At 39.0% G+C, this 20,584-nt stretch carries 17 protein-coding genes and 6 pseudogenes; 14 read left to right on the top strand and 9 right to left on the bottom strand.

What is annotated here, in order from left to right; all coding sequences use genetic code 11:
• The first annotated feature begins 75 nt into the window (after positions 1-75).
• Together F891_RS16220 and F891_RS16215 are read left to right on the top strand one after the other, a co-directional pair.
• Positions 76-1,230 carry a catalase family protein gene (locus tag F891_RS16220; RefSeq protein ID WP_005094628.1) on the top strand — a complete coding sequence of 385 codons (1,155 nt, stop codon included), beginning with the start codon at positions 76-78 and terminating at the stop codon, positions 1,228-1,230.
• A gap of 251 nt (positions 1,231-1,481) precedes the next feature.
• Positions 1,482-3,317: a 3-hydroxyacyl-CoA dehydrogenase gene (locus tag F891_RS16215; protein ID WP_005094630.1), complete on the top strand. Its 1,836-nt coding sequence runs from the start codon at positions 1,482-1,484 to the stop codon at positions 3,315-3,317.
• Between the two features lie 39 nt (positions 3,318-3,356).
• Here F891_RS16215 and F891_RS16210 read toward each other — a convergent pair whose 3' ends face one another.
• Both F891_RS16210 and F891_RS16205 read right to left on the bottom strand, forming a co-directional pair.
• A complete protein-coding gene (locus F891_RS16210) occupies positions 3,357-4,289 on the bottom strand; it encodes an HlyD family secretion protein (RefSeq protein ID WP_004732685.1) in 933 nt (310 codons plus the stop codon).
• A 332-nt stretch (positions 4,290-4,621) separates the two neighbouring features.
• On the bottom strand, positions 4,622-4,828 hold the full coding sequence (locus tag F891_RS16205) for a helix-turn-helix domain-containing protein (protein WP_004280956.1): 207 nt from the start codon (positions 4,826-4,828) through the stop codon (positions 4,622-4,624).
• 110 nt (positions 4,829-4,938) lie between these two features.
• Here F891_RS16205 and F891_RS16200 point away from each other — a divergent pair, with 110 nt between their 5' ends.
• From F891_RS16200 to F891_RS16165, 9 genes are all read left to right on the top strand, one after another.
• Positions 4,939-5,154 (top strand): hypothetical protein, encoded by a 216-nt coding sequence (locus F891_RS16200; RefSeq protein ID WP_001054887.1) that lies wholly within the window; start codon positions 4,939-4,941, stop codon positions 5,152-5,154.
• 13 nt (positions 5,155-5,167) lie between these two features.
• Positions 5,168-6,349: a site-specific integrase gene (locus tag F891_RS16195; protein ID WP_005094635.1), complete on the top strand. Its 1,182-nt coding sequence runs from the start codon at positions 5,168-5,170 to the stop codon at positions 6,347-6,349.
• Entirely contained in the window at positions 6,342-6,593 is a 252-nt protein-coding gene (locus tag F891_RS16190; RefSeq protein ID WP_004835501.1) for a hypothetical protein, read from the top strand. Before F891_RS16195 ends, F891_RS16190 begins: the two co-directional genes overlap by 8 nt.
• Positions 6,594-6,658: 65 nt before the next feature.
• On the top strand, positions 6,659-7,219 hold the full coding sequence (locus tag F891_RS16185) for a DUF1376 domain-containing protein (RefSeq protein WP_005264613.1): 561 nt from the start codon (positions 6,659-6,661) through the stop codon (positions 7,217-7,219).
• Between the two features lie 10 nt (positions 7,220-7,229).
• Positions 7,230-7,976, top strand: coding sequence for an ATP-binding protein (locus F891_RS16180; protein WP_005094638.1), 747 nt, complete (start codon positions 7,230-7,232; stop codon positions 7,974-7,976).
• 248 nt (positions 7,977-8,224) lie between these two features.
• Positions 8,225-9,355, top strand: a complete 1,131-nt coding sequence (locus tag F891_RS16175) for a hypothetical protein (protein ID WP_005094642.1) — start codon at positions 8,225-8,227, stop codon at positions 9,353-9,355.
• Between the two features lie 123 nt (positions 9,356-9,478).
• On the top strand, positions 9,479-9,874 hold the full coding sequence (locus tag F891_RS17755) for a transposase family protein (RefSeq protein ID WP_008306679.1): 396 nt from the start codon (positions 9,479-9,481) through the stop codon (positions 9,872-9,874).
• Positions 9,822-10,292, top strand: coding sequence for an IS5/IS1182 family transposase (locus F891_RS16170; protein WP_005094645.1), 471 nt, complete (start codon positions 9,822-9,824; stop codon positions 10,290-10,292). The genes F891_RS17755 and F891_RS16170 overlap by 53 nt, the downstream gene beginning before the upstream one ends.
• A gap of 326 nt (positions 10,293-10,618) precedes the next feature.
• Positions 10,619-11,335 carry a hypothetical protein gene (locus F891_RS16165; protein WP_005094648.1) on the top strand — a complete coding sequence of 239 codons (717 nt, stop codon included), beginning with the start codon at positions 10,619-10,621 and terminating at the stop codon, positions 11,333-11,335.
• A gap of 87 nt (positions 11,336-11,422) precedes the next feature.
• Here the strand turns inward: F891_RS16165 and F891_RS16160 are convergent.
• The 3 genes and pseudogenes from F891_RS16160 to F891_RS16140 all read right to left on the bottom strand — a co-directional run.
• A pseudogene (locus F891_RS16160) lies at positions 11,423-12,573 on the bottom strand (IS3 family transposase).
• Between the two features lie 322 nt (positions 12,574-12,895).
• Positions 12,896-14,025, bottom strand: a protein-coding gene (locus F891_RS17750; RefSeq protein ID WP_155756708.1) for an IS3-like element ISAcsp5 family transposase whose coding sequence is annotated in 2 segments (ribosomal slippage) — positions 12,896-13,773 and positions 13,773-14,025 — 1,131 coding nt in all. Because the reading frame shifts where the segments join, the coding sequence is not laid out codon by codon here.
• A 92-nt stretch (positions 14,026-14,117) separates the two neighbouring features.
• Positions 14,118-14,393, bottom strand: a pseudogene (locus F891_RS16140) (lamin tail domain-containing protein); the annotation flags it as partial.
• Positions 14,394-14,789: 396 nt separating this feature from the next.
• Between F891_RS16140 and ppk1 the strand changes: the two are divergent.
• Positions 14,790-16,868, top strand: coding sequence for a polyphosphate kinase 1 (gene ppk1 / locus F891_RS16135; RefSeq protein WP_005264611.1), 2,079 nt, complete (start codon positions 14,790-14,792; stop codon positions 16,866-16,868).
• Positions 16,869-16,884: 16 nt separating this feature from the next.
• On the opposite strand, the pseudogene F891_RS18595 reads toward ppk1, so the two are convergent.
• Positions 16,885-16,974 (bottom strand): annotated as a pseudogene (locus F891_RS18595) (IS982 family transposase); the annotation flags it as partial.
• Between the two features lie 100 nt (positions 16,975-17,074).
• On the opposite strand from F891_RS18595, the pseudogene F891_RS18515 reads away from it, so the two are divergent.
• Positions 17,075-17,258: pseudogene (locus F891_RS18515) on the top strand (hypothetical protein); the annotation flags it as partial.
• 44 nt (positions 17,259-17,302) lie between these two features.
• Here the strand turns inward: F891_RS18515 and F891_RS16125 are convergent.
• Entirely contained in the window at positions 17,303-19,075 is a 1,773-nt protein-coding gene (locus tag F891_RS16125) for an alkaline phosphatase D family protein (RefSeq protein ID WP_005264608.1), read from the bottom strand.
• Between the two features lie 159 nt (positions 19,076-19,234).
• Positions 19,235-19,339, bottom strand: a pseudogene (locus F891_RS17970) (IS982 family transposase); the annotation flags it as partial.
• Positions 19,340-19,547: 208 nt separating this feature from the next.
• Between F891_RS17970 and F891_RS16120 the strand changes: the two are divergent.
• Positions 19,548-19,775: a hypothetical protein gene (locus F891_RS16120; protein ID WP_005264607.1), complete on the top strand. Its 228-nt coding sequence runs from the start codon at positions 19,548-19,550 to the stop codon at positions 19,773-19,775.
• A 189-nt stretch (positions 19,776-19,964) separates the two neighbouring features.
• On the opposite strand, the pseudogene F891_RS16115 reads toward F891_RS16120, so the two are convergent.
• Positions 19,965-20,584: pseudogene (locus F891_RS16115) on the bottom strand (IS4-like element ISAba1 family transposase); the annotation flags it as partial.

The raw sequence follows: 20,584 nt of genomic DNA, 5'->3' as shown, positions 1-20,584 counted from the left end.
CTAAATAAAAAAAGGTTAGGCGTTTTTAGTGCACCTAACCTTATAAAATAATGAAAATAACAAAGGACAATCATCATGTTAAATAAATTATTCGGTGGTCGTTATGCCAAGTTTGATCCAGCCATCGACCAGCTTACTAGCGACGATGAAAAAGCCATCGACCAAATCACCGCAGATATTCGTGACTATATCGGCAAATCAGACACCGTTAGCAAAATCAATTATCACACCCGAGATGCACATGCCAAAGGCTACTGTGCCTTAAAAGCCAACTTTGAGATTTTACCAAAACTGCCCAAAGAATACGCCCAAGGTATCTATGCCAAACCCGCTCGTCATGAAGCAGTGATTCGTTTTTCTAACGGCTCATCTCGTGTGGCTGCCGACAACAAGTTGGGGCTTTCTCAAGGGTTGGCGATTAAAGTCTTTGGTGTCAAAGGCGACAAATTACTGCCAGATGAGCCAGATAGCCCAAACTTTGACTACAATCTGATTAATTTCCCTATTTTCTTTTGTAATACTATCCAAGACTATAGTTATATTTCACGGCTATTTTTACAATTAAATGATTATTTTGCCAAAGGGGCGAAAGGTCAAGCCAAATTTGCCTTTGACTGGCTTACCCAATATGGCAAAAAACTGCCATCCAAAGAATCCCTCAAGACTTTTAGGGCTTTTAGTAAGTTTAAAACCATCAAACCGCAAAATACCTTGTTATACAGTTTTTATTCACAAGGAGCGGTGCGTCATGGCGACTATATGGCAAAAATCCGTGTTGCTCCGACCAAAGCGTCACAAGCCAAAATCAAGCGCCGTGACCTAGATGTCAACGCTACTAACGAGGCGATTCGTCCTCTGATTTTACAAGAAATCCGTGAGCACGATTATGAGTTTGATGTGCAAATCCAGCTGTGCCGTAACTTAAAAGACCAACCCATTAATGACTTGACCAAAGAATGGGATGAAAAAGACGCCCCGTTTGTGACAGTGGCAAAACTCACCATCCCTTGCCAAGATGTGCCGGATGACGGTAATTTTGACATTATGGAACACTTGTCATTTACCCCGTTTCGCTGTATTGAAGCCAACCGTCCGATTGGTAATTTGCAACATGCGCGACTGCGTGCCTATCAGACCGCCTCGACCACTCGCCATCGTTTAAATCATAAAAAACGTGCCGAGCCAATCAATCTAAAACAGGCATTTGATAAAGATTTTTATAACCTTTAAATTTGGCAAAAAACCAGTAGCGGGGCGGTTATGGGGGCATTGTTTGGGGTAAAATTTCACCCATTGGGTAAAAAACTACATCGCCTTTAATCATTCAAAAACCGTTAGCCTGTGACTGGGCTAACGGTTTTTTACCTTTTTACGCCATTAAACTTATTTCATTAAACTTAAGCTATTAAACATAGTGATTAGCAAATACGATAATACCAAAAATAAAGTTGCGTATTTGCCAATCAATCTAGGAGTATTGTATGTCAGAGTCGAATCCTCTTGTTAATTTTACCCATATCACAGTCGCAGGCAGTGGTGTTTTGGGCTATCAAATCGCCGTACAAGCGGCGTTTCATGGTTTTAAAGTCGTTGTGTATGATATCAATGACGAGGTGCTCAATAAAGCCAAAACCAAATTTGCCAATATCGCCAAACGTCATCAGGATGATTTAAGTGAAACAAGCGAACAAGCCAAACAGGCTGAACAAAACTTGAGCTATACATCAGATTTAACCGCCGCCTTAAAAGACGCCGACTTGTTGATTGAAGCGGTGCCCGAAGATGTCGCCATCAAAAAAGATTTTTATCAAAAAGCCTCAGCAGCCGCACCCGAAAAAACCGTATTTGTCAGTAACTCATCTACCATGTTGCCCAGTGATTTGGTCAAATTTACCGACCGTCCTGCTAAGTTTTTGATGATGCATTTTGCCAATGAGATTTGGAAGCGCAATCTTGCCGAAATTATGTCGCATGCCGATACTGACCCTAATGTATTTGATGCGGTGACCGCGTTTGCCAAACAAATCGGCATGGTGCCTATTATCGTCAACAAAGAAACCTCGGGCTATGTACTAAATTCACTACTCAATCCTTGGTTAAATGCAGGGATGCAGCTGTATATCCAAGGCATTGCTGACATTCAAACCATCGACAAAACTTGGATGCTTGGCACAGGCTCGCCGATGGGACCATTTGCTTTTTATGATATGCTGGGGCTGACTACCCCTTACAATATTTACAAGCTTGCTGTGGCTAAGGGCAAACAACAAGACCAAGCGGTCGTCGATATGCTCAAAAAAGATTACATTGAGAAAAATAAACTGGGCGTACCAACGGGCGAAGGATTTTATCAATACCCCAATCCCGCCTTTAAAAATCCTGATTTTTTAAAACCACCCAAAGCGGATTTATCCAAAGTACCCTATAAAAATATTACCGTGGCAGGCAGTGGCGTATTGGGCAACCAAATTGCGGTGCAATGTGCGTTTCATGGGTTTAACGTGACGATTTATGACATTAACGATGACGCGATTGCTAAGGCGAAAACCCGCTTTACCGACCTTGCCAATCAGCATCAGCATGACCTAGGTGAAACCGATGCCCAAGTGGCAGCAGCCAGCAACAATTTGGCTTACACCACGGACTTGAATGAGGCGTTAAAAGATGCAGACCTATTGATTGAAGCGGTGCCAGAAAGCTTAGACATCAAAAAAGATTTTTATAGCAAAGCCTCAGCCGCCGCCCCTGCCAAAACCGTGTTTGCCAGTAACTCATCGACGTTATTGCCAAGCGTGTTATCAACCTTTACTAACCGTCCAGAAAAATTCTTGATGCTGCATTTTGCCAATCATATCCATATCCGTAATACGGTGGAGTTGATGGCGGCCCCAAGTTGCGACCCACAAGTCTATGCTGACGTCATCGAATTTGCCAAAGCCATTGCTATGCTACCGATAGCGGTGAAAAAAGAACAATCGGGCTATGTGCTTGATAGCTTATTGATTCCGTTATTGGTAGCGGGGTTAAAACTGTGGGCAAACGGCGTTGCCAACGCCGCAACCATTGATAAAACGTGGATGATAGCCACGGGTTCACCCTTTGGACCGATGGCGATTTTGGATAAAAATGGCATGACAACCAACTACAATATCTTAAATGAACTGGCAAAAACGGACCCTTCTTTGCAGCAGCCCGCTGAAAAGCTCAAAGCAGAACTGGTCGATACCAACAAATTGGGTGAAGCCACGGGTGAAGGGTTCTATCAATATCCTAACCCAGCTTATTTAGCGAAAGATTTTTTAAGCTTAATTCACTAAACTGCGTTTGGCCAAGGAGAATAAAAAAGGGGTAATTTGCTAACTTGACGTATCTACTGTTGCCACTACCGACATGCCGGGTATCAATTCATTCAGACGACTTTGATTGCCATCGATGTCAATGCGTACAGAAATGCGCTGTACCACTTTGGTAAAATTCCCGGTGGCATTGTCGGTTTTAATGACACTAAATTCTGACCCTGTTGCGGGGGAGATGCTTTTGACTACCCCCGTAAATTTTTGTTTGCCTAGGGCATCGACAGTAAACCACGCTTTTTGCCCGATTTTCATTTTATCAATTTGGGTTTCTTTAAAATTGGCAATGACCCACATCGATTTTGGAATGAGATAAACCAACTGCGTGCCTTGTGTCACCAACTGACCGGTACGGATATTGATTTGCCCTAATTTACCTGAGGTCGGGGCGGTGATTAAGCCATACTCTTGGTTGGTATTGGCTTGATTTAGCTGTGCATTGGCGCTTTTAATCTGTGCCACCAAACCAATTTTTGCCACTTCCGCGGTCTTTTGACCTTCGCGGGCGACATTGACACTGGCGATTGCTTGGCTCATCAGTGCTTCATTGTTTTTAACTGCCGCTTTGGCAGTATCGACTTCATTTTGTGACACGGCGCCAACACCGACCAAGGATTCAAGTCGTTTAAGCTGTTGGATAGACAATGCTAGCTGGGTTTTAACTTGTGCTACTTTTGCCTGCGCGGCTTTGACATCGGCTTTGCGCTGCTCGATGATTTGTTGCTGGTTGGCTAAATTGGTGGTCGCTTGTTCCAGCCCTGATTGCGCTTGTACTACTTGCTGTGAGTAGTTAGCACTGCTGACTTTAACTAACGGCTGACCTTGTTTGACGTCCTCAAGGTTGGGGTCGCGAGTTCGAGTCTCGTTTCCCGCTCCAAATTCAAAAAGCCCTAATCGAAAGATTGGGGCTTTTTCGTTGTTGATTTTAAATAACATTTTTTCTTTCATTCTATAAAGCTATCAGCTTCAAAGTGAGTAAAAAGTTAAGTTAGATCAGTTAAGAGTGGGCTTACGTGACCAAAAGTGACCAAAACGTGCCCTATCAATGTCAACTATAGATCAACATGTTTAAGTTTTTGCATGAATTCTACTCAATATGAACTGAGTAATTTTTAAAAAAACCTGAAGCACTCCCTTATGGCTTTCATTAAAGCTTTTTAATCTCTTATAAAAAATGGTGACCAAATTTGGTCACCAAAAATACTCAATAAAAACAATATACTAACTAGAAAATCATTAAATTATATGACGCTTTTTATTAGCAATAATTATTCATCTGGCTTGAACTTTAATAAATCACCAACGTCTACATTTAACAATACGCACAATTTTTCTAATGTTTCAAAATCAATACGAGTTGATTGACCATTATAAAGCTTATGTAAAGTCGTCTTACTCATTCCGGTTGCCCGAGCTACATCTGCCACTTTCATTCTTCGTTCCGCCAAAAGAACAGGCAAGTTACAAACTATCATTAATTACCACCATTGTGTAATAAAGTACTTGCATGATGTATTAAACGCATTTATTATTGCATTGTGATCTTAAATAACACCATTGTGATACTTTATAAAAGGATACAAACATGAATCTTACTTATATTACTACAAAAGAATTGGCAGAACGAATCCATTATAACGAACGTACCATTCGTAATCAGTTAAAGGATAGCGTTCTAATCGAAGGTATTCATTACATCCGCCCTTTTGGTGGACGCAAAATTTTATATGTATGGGAGCGTATTGAAGAAGATATGACTAAAACCACTTTAGGCTCGCTACACAGCCTACAACTTCAATAAGGAGGATATTATTATGGCTGCCATCCGTACTAGATACGGTAAGTTATGTGTCGATTTTCGATACTTAAACATCCGTTGTCGTGAAACAACAGCTCTTGAAGACAATGCTCCAAATCGCAAAAAGCTTGAAAAAGTGATTGAGCGAATGGAAGCGGAAATCTTATTGGGTATTTTTGACTATGCTAAGTACTTTCCAAAAAGTTCTCGTTTGAAAGAAATCAAAAATGCAGAAAACAGAGTAAATGAAATCAGCTCTAAAACACCTCTATTTTCAAAGTTCTGTGAAATCTGGTTCACTGATAAAGAAATAGAGTGGCGTACAAGCTATAAGGAGAAAATTCAAATTGTAATCAAAAAGTACTTGATCCCTTTTTTTGGCGCAATTCCTGTTATTAATATTAAAAAGTCAGACATTCTTGGATTCCGTTCATCCCTCGCCAAAGTGACTCACGGAAAAAACCAAGAATGCCTTTCACCATCAAGAATCAACCAGATTATGATAGTGCTTCGTATGATACTCGATAGTGCTGCCGAACGATATGAATTTGATAGCCCTTATAAAAATATCAAGAACTTAAAGCAAGGAAAGATTGAAGTAACACCTTTTTCATTAAAGGAAGTACACGCAATCCTTGCCACAGTTCGTGATGATTTTAAGCCTTATTATACTGTTCGATTTTTCACAGGTATGCGTACCAGTGAAATCGATGGCTTGCAATGGAAAAATGTGGACTTACAACGTCGGGAAATCCACATTCGTGAAGCATTGGTGAATGGTGTTCTTGGTGGAACCAAAACGTATGGTTCTGACCGCACGATCCAGATGAATGACCGGGTATACCAAGCCTTTCTACAACAGAAAAGCCTCAACAACGGAAAATCGGACTTCGTCTTCTGTAACCGTGATGGCGGTCCTCTAGACTACCGTTTAGTTAATAAGCGTGTATGGCACCCTATCCTGCGCTTTTTAGGATTAACGCCTCGTCGTGCTTATCAGACACGTCATACAGCAGCAACGCTCTGGCTGGCGGCAGGTGAAAATCCAGAATGGGTCGCTCGCCAATTGGGGCATTCAACCACTGAAATGTTGTTCCGGGTCTATAGCCGCTACATTCCGAATGTTACCCGTCGCGATGGCAGTGCTTTTGAAGCCATGCTGGAGAGACTCACTACAGAGGAGCTTGCACATGAATAGTAAAGCTTTCTTTGGTGGTGTGGTGATCAGCCCTGAAGCAGATATGGTCGCTCGTGAATTAATCCATGAGCTACACATTCCGAAACTGCACAATCTGGCCTTTTTGCTGGAAATCAATAAATGCTTCGATGATCACCAGGCGTTGAGACTTTGGCTACAGCGAATGCTGGATGAAGGGCAAGCTCATTACGATGACTTAGCTCAACAGGCCCGTGTCCGCTTAATGAGTCTCGCTCACTCATAAAACAAACATAAAAGGTCATCTAATTGATGACCTCAGCCCCTTTATACCTATAAAAAGGTGAACACATGCATAAAGATATTTCAATTTGGATGCCACTCTATATTGGCGACCTACAGGCGAAATTTGCACGAATGACAGCAGAACAAATTGGTGCGGCACTGCTGTTAATGATGGATTTCTGGAAAAATGGTGACATTCCTCACGACCTAGCTACTGTATGTAGCATCACGAAATTACCGCAGCACACCAAGGCTAAAACTTTGTTAAATACTCTGATGGCCCTAGAATTGTTTGAAGTCGAGTCTGAGCAGATTCATTCAAATTTCTTAAGCAGTTTAAAAAGCCAAGCATTGCAAAATCAGCAAATGAAATCTGATAAAGCTAAAAATGCAGCTCAAGTACGTTGGGGGAAATCCGCAAGTAATGCTCAAGCATCAGCCAAGCAACGAAAAGTAAATGCTCAAGCAGCTCCTGAGAAGAACCCGAGTATTACTCAAGTCATGCTTGAACCATGCCCTTCATCTTCATCTTCATCTTCATCTTCATCTTCATCTTCATCTTCATCTTCATCTTCAAATTTTGAAGAAAAAAATGAGGATTTTTTAGAAAATTCCAAATGGATTTAGGAGAGTGATCATGAATACCATGCTTAAAACGCTCCAGTTTCGCACAGAAACAACGGAAACACTTTGCCCTACCCATCATATACCCCTGATGGAAATCGCTGGTCACAAGCTATGTAAATTGTGTGCCAAAGAAACCGTCCATCACTCACATGCAGCCTATGCAGATGAGTTGCAACAGCGATTGCTACAACAGAAAATCAAAAACTCAGGGCTCAATAAACGCTACCTGGATCGTGGCTTCAAGAATTATGTAGTTGCATGTCCTGCACAAGACAATGCCATCAAACTATGTCAGGCTTTTGCACAGCAGATTATTTCTGACCATTATCCAAACCTACTGCTCATTGGTACACCGGGTACAGGAAAGACTCATCTGAGTGCGTCAATCATTCGCAACATTCTGCATAACAGTACAAAATCTGCACGCTACTATACCAGTACAGAAATTGCTCAAAAAATGATGGATACCTGGTCAGATGCTTCACGTTCTGAGAAGGAAGTTATCGAGCATTTCTCCAGTTTTGATTTATTGGTGATTGATGAATATGGCCTGCATGACCGACATGAAAAACGCCTGGAGATGGTGCATAAGGTTCTGTATAGCCGTTATGACAATATGAAGTCCACGCTGCTAATTTCCAATTTCACAGTCCAGAATATGCAGCGGGATTTAGGTGTTCGATTATGGTCGCGGTTGCATGAAAACAATTTGATTGTAGTGCCGTGTTATTGGGATGATCGACGAATAATCGGATAAGCTTAACTCTCCCTTAAGCCAATTATCTTCCGAGATAATTGGCTTTTTATAATCAGATTTTTCAAAATTGCATTAACATTATATTTTAGATAAATAGTAGTTTTATTTGATAAAATTGGGTAAAAAGGTTCTTTATAGAACACAAATGTTCCTTATACGAATACCGCCTCTTATGGATTATCCATCAAGTTGATACCTACCCTACCTAAATTTACACTATTAAAATTCAGAGTTCCCAAGAAATCATTATGTTAGAGCCAAAGTTTAAGCTAATACCACTTAAGAATTATCGTCATCCTTATGAAGTTAAAAAAGTCTCTTATATGGAAACGGGCGATCCAAGATTTACTTATGCTGTTATTAACTTAATACCAACTAACAAGAATATTAAAAATATAGAATATTTCATTCGTGTTCTTATGATGAATGAGCTTCTTAAATCTGATGCTGAATTTAATATTGCATCAGGTTTATTCACCAGTTTCATACACCCTGATGTTTCTGTCGCCACTAAAAGTAAATTGAATCCAGTACAAGATTCAAATTTATACGAAGCCTTGGCACAAACTGCAATGGATACTTTTGCTCAAGAATATAACTATGAATCCATTATTGAAAATCAGGACATGGCTCGCCTGTTCGGCTTTTTAATCTCTTCAATGATTGGAATTGAATTTAATCCCAATCCTGTTAAGTCTGAGGTAGCTATTGCCTCTGAACTTTTAAAAAATCTTGATGATATTGTCTATGTTTATAAAAACTATGTAGCGCTCAATCTTAGCACTGAACTTAGAGCTGAAATAAATTATCAATTCTGGTCAGCTATTACAATGATGACGCGTAGTAATGCCTTAGTATATGCCGATAGTTCAAAAGGCTATGATTTTTCAAGCTTAGCTAATAAAAAGGCTGATTTAACTCCTAAAAATCTTAAAAAAGCGATTGAAACAAGCTTACCTTATTTTAACAAAGCACATATTCAACGTGAAATTCGAGATTTAGTTGCTCATGCTGATTTTGATTTATCAAATAAGAAGATCACCTGCAGAGATATGATTGTATCTTCTATGCAACGAGGGAAAGTAAATATGCATGGATTTATGAAATATAAAAATACTATTGCAATCTTATATCGTGCGTATCTAGTTTTTATAAAACAAAATACTTCTGAAAATGAGATTAAAAAGTTAAATGCTGTATTGGATGAGTCTATCTTTCGACTTTCAACATCACCTCAAAGCACTCTGACTATAAAAATACTTAAAGACTTGTTTACTATAGAGAAAAAAACTTTAAATGTTCAGGAAAATAATGATATAGAAATTAGTTTCAGCGAAGAAATTTCCAATATAATCAAGACGTATGTCCTTGTTTCCTGATAAAGTAGAACATTACTATTTAAATAAATTGAATATTAGATCTCTTTCATAAATCAAAAAATGATCTTCTTTTTGGTTAATATTTGCACTCCAGATTTCTTGGCATTCGTGCATAATCTGCGGATGAAATACATCGATTCAAACAAGCTTTCTGATCCTCAGTTCAAGCGATATACAGGCATCTCATGGTCAACTTTCTATTTGATGGTTGAGCAATTGCAGAAGCATGTCTCTGCCAAAGGCAGACCGCCCAAGTTAAGCCTGGAGGATCAGGTTCTGCTCTGTCTGAGCTATTGGCGGGAATACCGAACCTTATTTCACGTTGCGACGAGTTACGGGGTTTCAGAGCCCACAGCGTCAAGAATTGTCCGTCATGTTGAAGACTGCCTGATTCGGTCCAATCTGTTTAATTTACCCAAAGATTTACCCGAGGGCGAAGGCATCGACTGGAATGTTGTGATCGTGGATGCCACGGAAATTCCAATCCAAAGGCCTAAAAAAACAGAAGAAAAGCTATAGCGGTAAGAAAAAGACCCATACCTTTAAAGTACAGGCCATGATTCACTACAAAACTCAGCAAATTCTGAGTTTATGTACCAGTCGCGGTGCAGTGCATGATTTCGAGTTGTTCAAACGCAATTTAAACCAGATTCCTTCAGGAGCCTTTGTTCTTGCGGATAAAGGTTATCAGGGGATTTATACTTTGTATCCCAATAGCCTGTTGCCTTTAAAAGCCAAAAGACGCTGTAAATTGGATCCTGAACTAAAAATCTATAATCAGGAAATCAATAAAAGAAGAATAGGGGTTGAGCATGTATTTGGCAGTCTAAAAACTTTTAAGATCCTTGCGGAACGTTATCGCAATAGAGCTAAAAGACTTGGTTTGAGATTTAGTTTAATCGCTGGAATTTATAACTTGGAGCTGAGTAAAAAATGATTTATGAAAGAGGTCTATTAAATCTAATGTAAACTTCCGCTGAACCCCACTTTTCTTATCTGCTCAACATCCCATTAGTGTCCATTTTTATTAAAAGGACATCATATTTATTGCCTTAAACACTTTTATAGACATTGAACAAACGATAAAGCGAACGGCACTGTTGCAAACTGAAGAATTACTGCCACACCGCTGGAATTCCACCCCAAGTTAAAAATAGCGATGGGGTTCAGCGGACGCTTACTTTTATTGTAGTCAATTTACAAATTAAAGATAATATTTGAATAAATATTCAATTAAATGATTAGTTGCTTTTAGGAAGGACCATGATATTCGATATTCAAGATTTAATTATGTATGGAAAAAGAAATATTTTTCTAGATCAAGTTACTATGAAGCTTTTTACCAAATATATGGGAGAAAATGCTGCAGAGCATTACAAGTCGTATGGGAGTGAACGTGCAAAGTTACCAAGCCTTACCCCCCACCCGTTTAATCTACCTCATGTCGTACCACAAACACCTGATCCTGTATTAGTATTGAAACATAAAGCCTTAGAATGTAAATACAAATCCGTAATTGACCTATTTTCAACATTTACCAAATTACTTAATGATAACTATAAGCAACTTGTAGTAACGTCTAATTCCCTTAATAAAGAGTTAGAACAATTGGATAGATATTTATCTCATCATTGCCTTAGCAAGACGGATATAAAATGCTTTAGTGATGATGAGTTACCACCCTACCGAATTACCATGGATAAATTAAAATCTTTTTTAGTGTCATCTTTAGGGTTTAAATTAAAAACTATTATTGATCACCGACCTCAGGTACAACAATTAGATATTGTAGGTAGCATGATGAGTATTCGTATCTACGAATATGACTATGTTTTTTTTGGCAGCCTGTTTTTTAATGATGAAACGCCTTTACCTTCTGGTTATAATCATAAAATTGAGGTTATTGATAGTGCTGAACTAGTTGAATATATCCAACGATATAAACCGATTCTTAGCATCCTAAATAAATCTCAATTCTAATTTGTATTCTAAAAAGCAAAAACCATAAGGAATATAATCAAAATCTGGACTGTGGACTGCTCCCAGTATCCTAGACATGAGACAGCCTCATTTTGAAGCTGCCTCAAAGGCTTCTGGACTCATTCCATCGAGATGCGAAGCGCCTGATTCGATTGTAAAACATCTGGATATAGTCAAACACATCTGCACGTGCCATTTCTCGTGTTTTATAGATCCTCTTTTTAATTCTTTCCTTCTTTAAGCTGCTAAAAAAGGATTCAGCAACAGCATTATCCCAACATGAGCAGTATACTGCGTAAGGCTGCGACTCATACTTGGAACCAAGTTATACTTCTGGCAGAATTTCTGCCAGTCTCCGCTGCTGTATTGTGATCCTTGGTCTGAGTGTATGATCACAGGTTCATTGGGTCTGCGTCGCCATACCGCCATAAGAATTGCATCTAAAACGATATCCTTGGCAAGCGTAGGTTTCATTGACCAACCGATGAATTTCCTTGAATATAAATCGAGAACCACAGCCAGATATAACCAGCCTTGCCAGGTGCGTATGTAGGTAATATCAGTTACCCACGAGGTATCAGGTGTGTTTACAACAAACTCTCGATTTAAATGGTTAGGTGGCACAATCTGAGGACGACCACGACCATAACTTTTATGCTTCTTATATCCTCGAACAGCGGTAATGCCATTGTCTTTCATGATCTTCAACACACGATTAGGTCCACAGCTTTCACCTAGCTCTTTAAGATCCAGCGTAATGCGACGATAACCATAGAGGCCATAACTGGCATCATAAGAAGAACGGATTAGTTGTAATAACCGTCTATCTTCAATTGTTCTGCCTGATTCGGGTTCATGTAGCCAAGCATAATAGCCAGCACGAGCAATCTTAAGAACTCGACACATCGTTTTAATCTTAAATTGATGGCTGTATTCCAGAATAAACTGATACTTTACTCGGGCAGGCTTGCAAAGTACCTTGCGGCCTTTTTTAAGATGTCCCGTTCCTCTTCAGTCTGTTTAAGCTGACTTTTAAGACGAAGGATTTCTTTCTTTTCCTCGAGCAATTCATGTTCATCAGGGCTGTTGCGTAAGGGTTGCACTGCCTTTAGCCATTTATAAATGCTGTGTTGTGATACGCCTAAACGTTCTGCGACATCAGTGACAGAATATCCACATTCAGTAATCAATTTAACAGCTTCATCTTTAAACTCTGGGGTGTATCGTTGTCCACTCATAATGTTCTCTCCTATGCAAAAAGAATAGACGATATTTGTCTAGGAGAGTGGTGGCAGTCCAAAAGATGGTTATGTGTATCTAGAATTTTGGTGGCTATTCAAATATGTTGCCATAATATCCTAGATTCTATCTAAATTGATGATTCCATTATTGAAATAATGAGCTTGTTTTGGCAGCACAAGATAAGCATCTTTTTCGGAAGTTTCTATCACTAGAATTAATGAGTTAACTGTCCATTTTTACAGGAGATATAATGTGGTTCCGTTAATTAGACCACTCAATTCAGTTTTATAAGTGATAAATCCGCTCTAAATATTTAAATTATGCTGCCATTACTTTTAGTAAATGTTGATCATAAAATTCATCCGGTGTTGCCTTATTCAAACTTGAATGAGGACGTATCATGTTATAAAAATCCAAATATTCAGCAATTGATTGTTTCGCTTGTTTAACCGTATCGTAAGCCTTCAAATAGACTTCCTCATGCTTCACGCTGCGCCATAAACGCTCAATCATTACATTATCCATCCATCGTCCTTTCCCATCCATACTGATACGGATATTTCGCAATTTTAACTCATTCAAAAATGCCTCGCTTGTGAATTGACTGCCTTGGTCTGTATTAAACACCTCAGGACAACCATATTTCACAATTGCTTCTTGCAACGCATCTATGCAAAAGTCTGTTTCCATACTGATCGATACTCGATGAGCCAGTACTTTACGACTATGCCAATCTATAATTGCACATAGATAGACAAAACCTTTAGCCATAGGAATGTACGTGATATCTGTACACCAGACTTGATTAGAGTGATCTATGACCATGTTTTTCAACAGATATGGGAAAATACGATGTGCAAGATTAGGCTTACTTGTATTGGGTTTTGGATACAAGGCATGTATTCCCATCAAGCGCATTAAACGTCGGACTTTACGCCGACCTATTTGATGCCCTTGACGCTGTAGCATACCTCGTATCATTCGACTGCCCATAAATGGGTAGTCGAGATGAATTTCATCGATCAGACGCATCAAACTCAAATCAGTTGATGAAATCTCTTTGGGCTTGTAATACAACGTACTGCGATTGATTTGAATCAATTGCGATTGTTGTCGTACCGAAAGTTGATGGGTCTTATCGATCATTTTTTGCCGCTCAGCTGCCCTATTTTTCTGAGCGCACCTTCTAAAAAATCAATTTGCAATGCCTGATGTCCTATCTTGGCATGTAGAGCTTTGAGGTCAATCTGAGGTTCTTGTTGTGCTGTTGGTCGTGAAAAAATATTGATTGATTGCTCAAGCAGTTGATTTTTCCAATCAATTATTTGGTTTTGATGTAAGTCGAATTGAGTAGAAAGTTCAGCGAGTGTGTGGTCGCCTTTAATTGCTGCGAGAGCAACTTTAACTTTAAAATCTGCTGAATGATTACGACGTTTTCTTCGTGTCATGGTTGACTCCAAAAACAAGCATTTCCCATGCTTATTGGGGAGTAGATTATCACTTATAGGCATGGTCTAAAATCCTAGACCCACATCATTACTGCCTGCAACTCTGTTCGACCAATAATGTATTTTGCTTTACTTGCCAATGAGCCTTTTAATTGAAAAGTCGCAGATTTCGTGGTTGAACCATTAGTAAATTGTTGAATCTCATAGTCAGCTAAGTTCACTGTTAAACTGTCAGGGTTATAGATTTCCAAACCCTTTTTATTAGATGTACCATCTATATACTGACTAAACATTAATTGTGCATGTGCAGAAAACGAGCACCCCATAAGTATTAAACTTAAACTCAATATTTTTGGTTTTATATTCATAATGATTTTGAACAGTTGTTAAAATTCAAAATAGCTTAGTTTTTATACATGACATCACTATGAATAACTGATGACAGTTTTAGTGAAATCGCTTTTCTAGAATTTTTCTTATTAAGCCCCCAAGTTGTCCCGGTTTAAATCAACGTTGCCCCTTTTCTTCTAAATTCAGATAAAAGGCTGAATATTACCCAGATGAAATAACTATACAGTACGATGTCATAAATATGTCATGAAACAGTCACAGAATGCTTAGTTGAATAAAGTTTAATTCTTAGCCTTTCTACAGAATTAGTCATTTTTTTATTTACGAAGAGTCAATTAACCTCTTTCAAAGGCTTTAAAGAATTTTCTATTAGCTTCCTTCAGCGCTGCAATCTGACTTTATAAGAGCCATAAATGACTACCTTAAATGTGTCTTCAAACTCTTCATCACATCCGTTAAAAAAGTATATAAATAGAGAGCTCTCACTATTTGAGTTTCATAAGCGGGTGTTGGCACAGGCGAAAGATACTGAATATCCTTTACTTGAACGATTAAATTTTTTAATTATTTTTTCAAGTAATCTGGATGAGTTTTTTGAAATACGAGTTGCCAGTTTAATGCAACAAATTGAACTTTCAGATCATGCTAGAGCTCGTCCAGATAACTCACTCCTCTCAGATATAGTCACCACCATTTCCAAACTTGCACACGAAGCTGTCGAAGAACAGTATAAAATACTTAATTATAATCTCTTACCACAACTGCAAGGACATGGTGTTCATTTCATTCAGTATGGTGACATCCTCGAAAAACATAAAGAATGGATTAAGGACTATTTCCATAATGAAGTTCGACCTGTGGTCACACCTATCAGTTTAGATCCAGCCCACCCCTTTCCTCGGCTAGTGAATAAAAGTCTAAATTTCATTGTAACCCTAGAAGGTAAAGATGCATTTGGACGAAAAATTGATTTGGCGATTGTTCCCGCACCACGATCATTACCTAGATTAGTAAAGTTACCTAAAAGTATTTCTGGCGAGGATGAACACTACATTCTACTTTCAGCCATTATTCAGCAACATCTTCATGAGTTATTTCCAGGGGTGACCACCACTGGATGTTATCAATTTCGGGTCACACGTAATGCAGATTTAACTATCTCAGAAGATGTTGAAGACTTAGCAATTGCCTTAAAAGATGAACTATCCTCACGGCGCTTTGGTCGGGCTGTAAGACTTGAGGTGACTAAAAATTGCCCTGAAAATATTATTGATTATTTACTTAGACAATTTGATCTTAAGCAAGAGCAACTCTATCGTATTGACGGCCCGCTTAATCTGGCGCGCTTTATATCGAACTTCAATTTGCCAGAGTTACGTTTTCCTCCCCATGTACAAAAATTACCGAAAGTGTTGTATGGGAAAAAATCCATATTTGAGGTATTAAAAACCGGAGATGTTTTATTACATCACCCTTTTCACTCTTTCGCTCCGGTCATTAAGCTACTGAAAGAGGCAGCCCATGATCCACATGTGTTAGCCATAAAACAAACCCTTTATCGGAGTGGTGTACATTCTGAAATTGTGCAAGTTCTTGCTGAAGCGGCACGAAATGGTAAGGAAGTCACAGCAGTGATTGAATTACGTGCTCGCTTTGATGAAGAGTCAAATATCGAAGTTGCCAATCTATTACAAGAAGCTGGGGCGGTTGTTGTATATGGGATCGTTGGCTATAAAACCCACGCCAAAATGATTCTGATCGTGCGTCGTGAAATAGACAAAATTAAACGTTATGTTCATTTAGGCACAGGTAACTATCATGCAATGAATGCCAAAATCTATACTGATTATGGACTACTGACCAGTGATGCTGATATTTGTGAAGATGTCCATAAAGTCTTTCAGGAGCTCACGGGCATGGGGAAAATGGTCAAATTGAAAAAACTTTTTCATGCACCATTTACTCTGCATTCTCAATTGATTGAACTCATCGAAATTGAAACTGAAAATAGCAAAGCAGGCAAAAAAGCGCAGATTATTATTAAAGTAAATGCCTTAACTGAACCTCAACTAATTGATGCCCTATATAGAGCATCTCAAGCGGGTGTTCAAATCGATTTGATTGTCCGTTCAATTTGCTGCTTACGCCCACAAGTGAAAGGGCTTTCTGAAAATATTCGAGTCCGCTCAATTGTGGGACGTTTTTTAGAACATACCCGGGTTTATTATTTTTACCATCAGGGCGAAAACAAGCTTTATTGCGCCAGTGCAGATTGGATGGGGCGTAATTTATTCTCTCGTATCGAGACCTGTTTCCCAATCGAAGATAAAAAACTTCGTAAACAAATTCTGCAAGATGGCTTAATGAATTATCTTCAAGATAACCGCCGTGCATGGGAACTTCAAGCAGATGGAACGTGGATTCAATGTACACCAAGTTTGGATAAGCCCATGTATATCGCACAACAGCACTTATTAAACCATACATCTTAATTAACCCGAATCCTGTTTAAGCCACTGATTCTATAATTTGAATTTTTGGCTTATTTTGATGAGTGAGTTGATATGCACATAACGATGCGTAAATCCCCAGATTAAAATCCGCGGAATCAGGGACAAAGCCAAGCTCTTAATTCCTTGGGCCTTGGCTGCCATGATTTTTGTTCCCATTACATAAAATCTTTTTTTTAGGCTTATAAAAAACCTGCCTGCTACGACTAAAATTACGTTTTTATTCAAGCCATGATCCTCGGTATGCCGAACTAAAACAGCAATTAATTCACTTTGCCGGATTATATACGCGGCTACTAAAATATGAGCATCAGTATTGCAAATACGATCAAACATCTGGATATTGATAGCTATAGGGATGAAATGTTATAAAAAAATATCCGGGCATTGGCCCGGATATTTAAACTCTAAGCAGCTTAGGCAGTTTGCTTTAACGGTTTGATTTCATTTAATTCATGATCTAATTGAAGCTGATACGCACGGCTTTGATCAACCTGATAACTACGATTCTGGATGCTATCGATAAAAATCCAGTTCGCCTGTACCTGATCCGGGGTAAATGCAACACTCAAGTATCCGCGTTGATTCAAATTACAATAATTCAGCTCATCAATTAGCGTAGTAAATGCCATTTCAAATTCCTGTAACTGGGCTAAGGGAATCTGCAAATACTTCTCCATACCCGGTGATGAAACTGAACTGGTCGCTAGTTCTACCCCGACTGTACTGCCGGCTTGATCTCTCAAAGTGGAGTTCCAGGCATTATGGGTATCTCCTGCAAATACAATCAGTTTTTTATTCAGCTGTTTACAAGCCGTATAAATCACCTCACGCTCCACGACGTACCCATCCCAGGCATCAAGATTATAAGGCACAACAGTCAGTATTCTGGCTAATTCTGCCTTTGTCAAAGTTGGATCATTTTGCAGATAGCGTATTTTTAGGCCTACCAGTTCTGTCAGCATCTGACGCACTTGTAGCAACACATCTGCAGTGGCCTGACCACTGGTGATCTGCCCCAAAACAGCCAGAATTTCGGCCGGAATTAGCATCTTGCTCATCAGCACCTGCTGACCCAGCACATTCCAGACGGCATTCGATTGGCTGAGTTGTTTCAGTATCCATTCACGTTGTGTATGTCCTAACAAGGTACGCGTCGGATTGAGCAAATCTGTCTGAAATTTATTGGCATCTAGTCCTGTCGCGGTAAGATAGTCAGCATATTGCAATTGCTTGTTACGCGCCAAAATACGAGTATCCAGCATATTCAGCTGAACCAGATCACCAAAATTAAACTGGCGATAAATATTCAAATGATCTGTTTCAGACACTGGTCGAATCGGCATCCATTCAAAATAGGCCTGCAAAGCAGCCAGCTTACGTGCAAAAAAATCACCTTCTGAAACATCATGATTTTCCGCACCCTGCTCCCAGGTATCATTGGTCAGCTCATGATCATCCCAGACCACAATAAATGGATGGCGCTGATGTGCTGCTTGTAAGTCCGCATCAGTTCGATACAAGGCATAACGCTTGCGGTAGTCTTCCAGTTTAATGATTTCCTCAGCATTGTCTGCAGCCAGACCTCGGCCTAATGCTTCAGCCTGTTCAGTCGCATAACCACCCATCCCGTATTCATAAATGTAATCCCCTAAATGAATCACCACATCTAGGTCTTGCTTGGCAATTTCCTGATAGACATGAAAATATCCGGCTGGATAATTGGAACATGAACAAACGGCAAATTGCACCAGCTTGCTTTGTGTGGCTAAAGTTTTGGTTTGACCGACAGATGAATATACCGATGCACACTTAAAACGGTAAAAATAAGTTTGCCCTGCCGATAGACGATCCGCATCGACTTTAACCGTGAAATCTTGCGACCGACTGGTTTCAACTTGTCCTGTATTGATTATCTGACGAAAATCCTGATCGGCAGCAATTTCCCACTGTACCTGATAACGCAGGTTTTCATCTTCCGGACTTAAGCGTGTCCATAGAATTATCCGATCCTGTAAGGGATCACCACTGGCCACCCCATGTTTAAAAGCGACTTTAGGATGTGCCAGAGCTTGATCTGAAGCATCATCATCACTGCCACAAGCGGTCAAAGATATGGGTAAAGACAAAGCACCGAAGCCTGCAATGGAGGTCTTAAGCAGTTCACGTCTGGATATTTTTTTAGTCATAACAGCTTTCTATTGTGGGTTTTTTGTTCTTTTTTAATCCAGTTCGATGACATTAATATCTCTGAATTATGACATTTTTATGAAGCCTGATTTTTCCAAGTCCTAAATATACCAAATGACGATAAAACTAATTTCTGAGAGGCTGAGTTGGGCTATTCAAATTCTTATAGACTGATGACTTTATTTGAAAAATTTCCAATAAGTTGCTTCAAATTTCAGAAAGAAATCATCAATTACGCAGAATAATTCGGTACTATTGAACATCGGGGCTAAAGCTTTAGTTTGGTGTGGTAACTCAACTGATGGCTCTAATCCTCTTATTTTTCAAGTTTTTCTTATCCACAATTCGGGTTAACTAACCTGGGCTGATTACTCCATAAGCTATTAGCCCTTAAATGCGTTTTGTACTTTAATCTAATCTCAATAATTAAAGATTAGATTAAAAGAACCCAAAGTTAAATGGTTGAAAGATATGAGTGATATCAGCGTAAAAAAAGTCAATAAATTAATTGAAGAGTTTGAACAAGAAGGAAATAAGATAGACCGATTGGAAATAGGTTACAAAACATATGCAGCCTTGATGTTAGATAAGAAATTTGCTGATAAAGTCACAAAATCAAAAGAAGACCCTAAAGAGCGTCTTTATAAACAAATAAAAATTAAGCTGGTTACTGAAAAACATTATTTTAAGATCAGGTGAAATAATTTTCTTTCCTACGATAAAAAAAAATCAGATTAACTCTGAACTAATGCAGTTCAGCTCTTACTCAGAATAATTCAAGTAAATTTATTTGAAATAAAACCTTAAAAGCATTATTTCACTCAATAAAGCCCCCATCAATCAGGAGGAAGCTCGTTTAAGCTTCCTCTTCTCTGTACACGACAAATTTCACAGAACCCTTATCCTATCAGGCTTCTGTCTTCTTAAAATTGCCAGAATTTCCTTAAACTCTTCTTTTTTCCCAAAACCACTTAAACGCTGAATCGCCATTTGAACATAGTCTAAACCATAGCGAAATAAACTCATTGAGAGTCGTCCATGCTTCTTTATTTTTATCGCTTTTTTTTGATCATGTTGCCATTCACCCGTTAAGTAGCACCAACAGAAGCTTATAGCTAAAACCGCAATCAATTTTTTCACTCGTCTAGGGTCTGTCAAGCGCGTATTTTCAAGATTAAAGCCGCGTCCCTTGAGACAACTGAATAAGGTTTCAATTTCCCAGCGTAATGCATAATCCTGAATAGCATTGGCATTAAACTGAGGAGAAACGACGAGTAAAAGCTCTCCATTTTCTAACTGTAGTGCACTTATATATAGTTTCACCCGACCAACCAAAATCCGTCGTTTACGACATTCAATTTGACCAACTTTAAGATGGCGAAATAAATCACTAATTTTATGATTCTTTCCTAAATGATTGGTGACAATGAAGTTTTTTTAACACGAATGCAGAAGTTGATGTCTTGTTCAATTAACCATGTAAACCACTGCTCACCGATAAACTCTCT

It is taken from the genome of Acinetobacter sp. CIP 101966, from assembly GCF_000369725.1.
Lineage (GTDB): Bacteria > Pseudomonadota > Gammaproteobacteria > Pseudomonadales > Moraxellaceae > Acinetobacter > Acinetobacter lwoffii_Q.
Note: the sequence above shows the minus strand (reverse complement) of the source record. Positions and strands in the feature narration are given on the sequence as shown.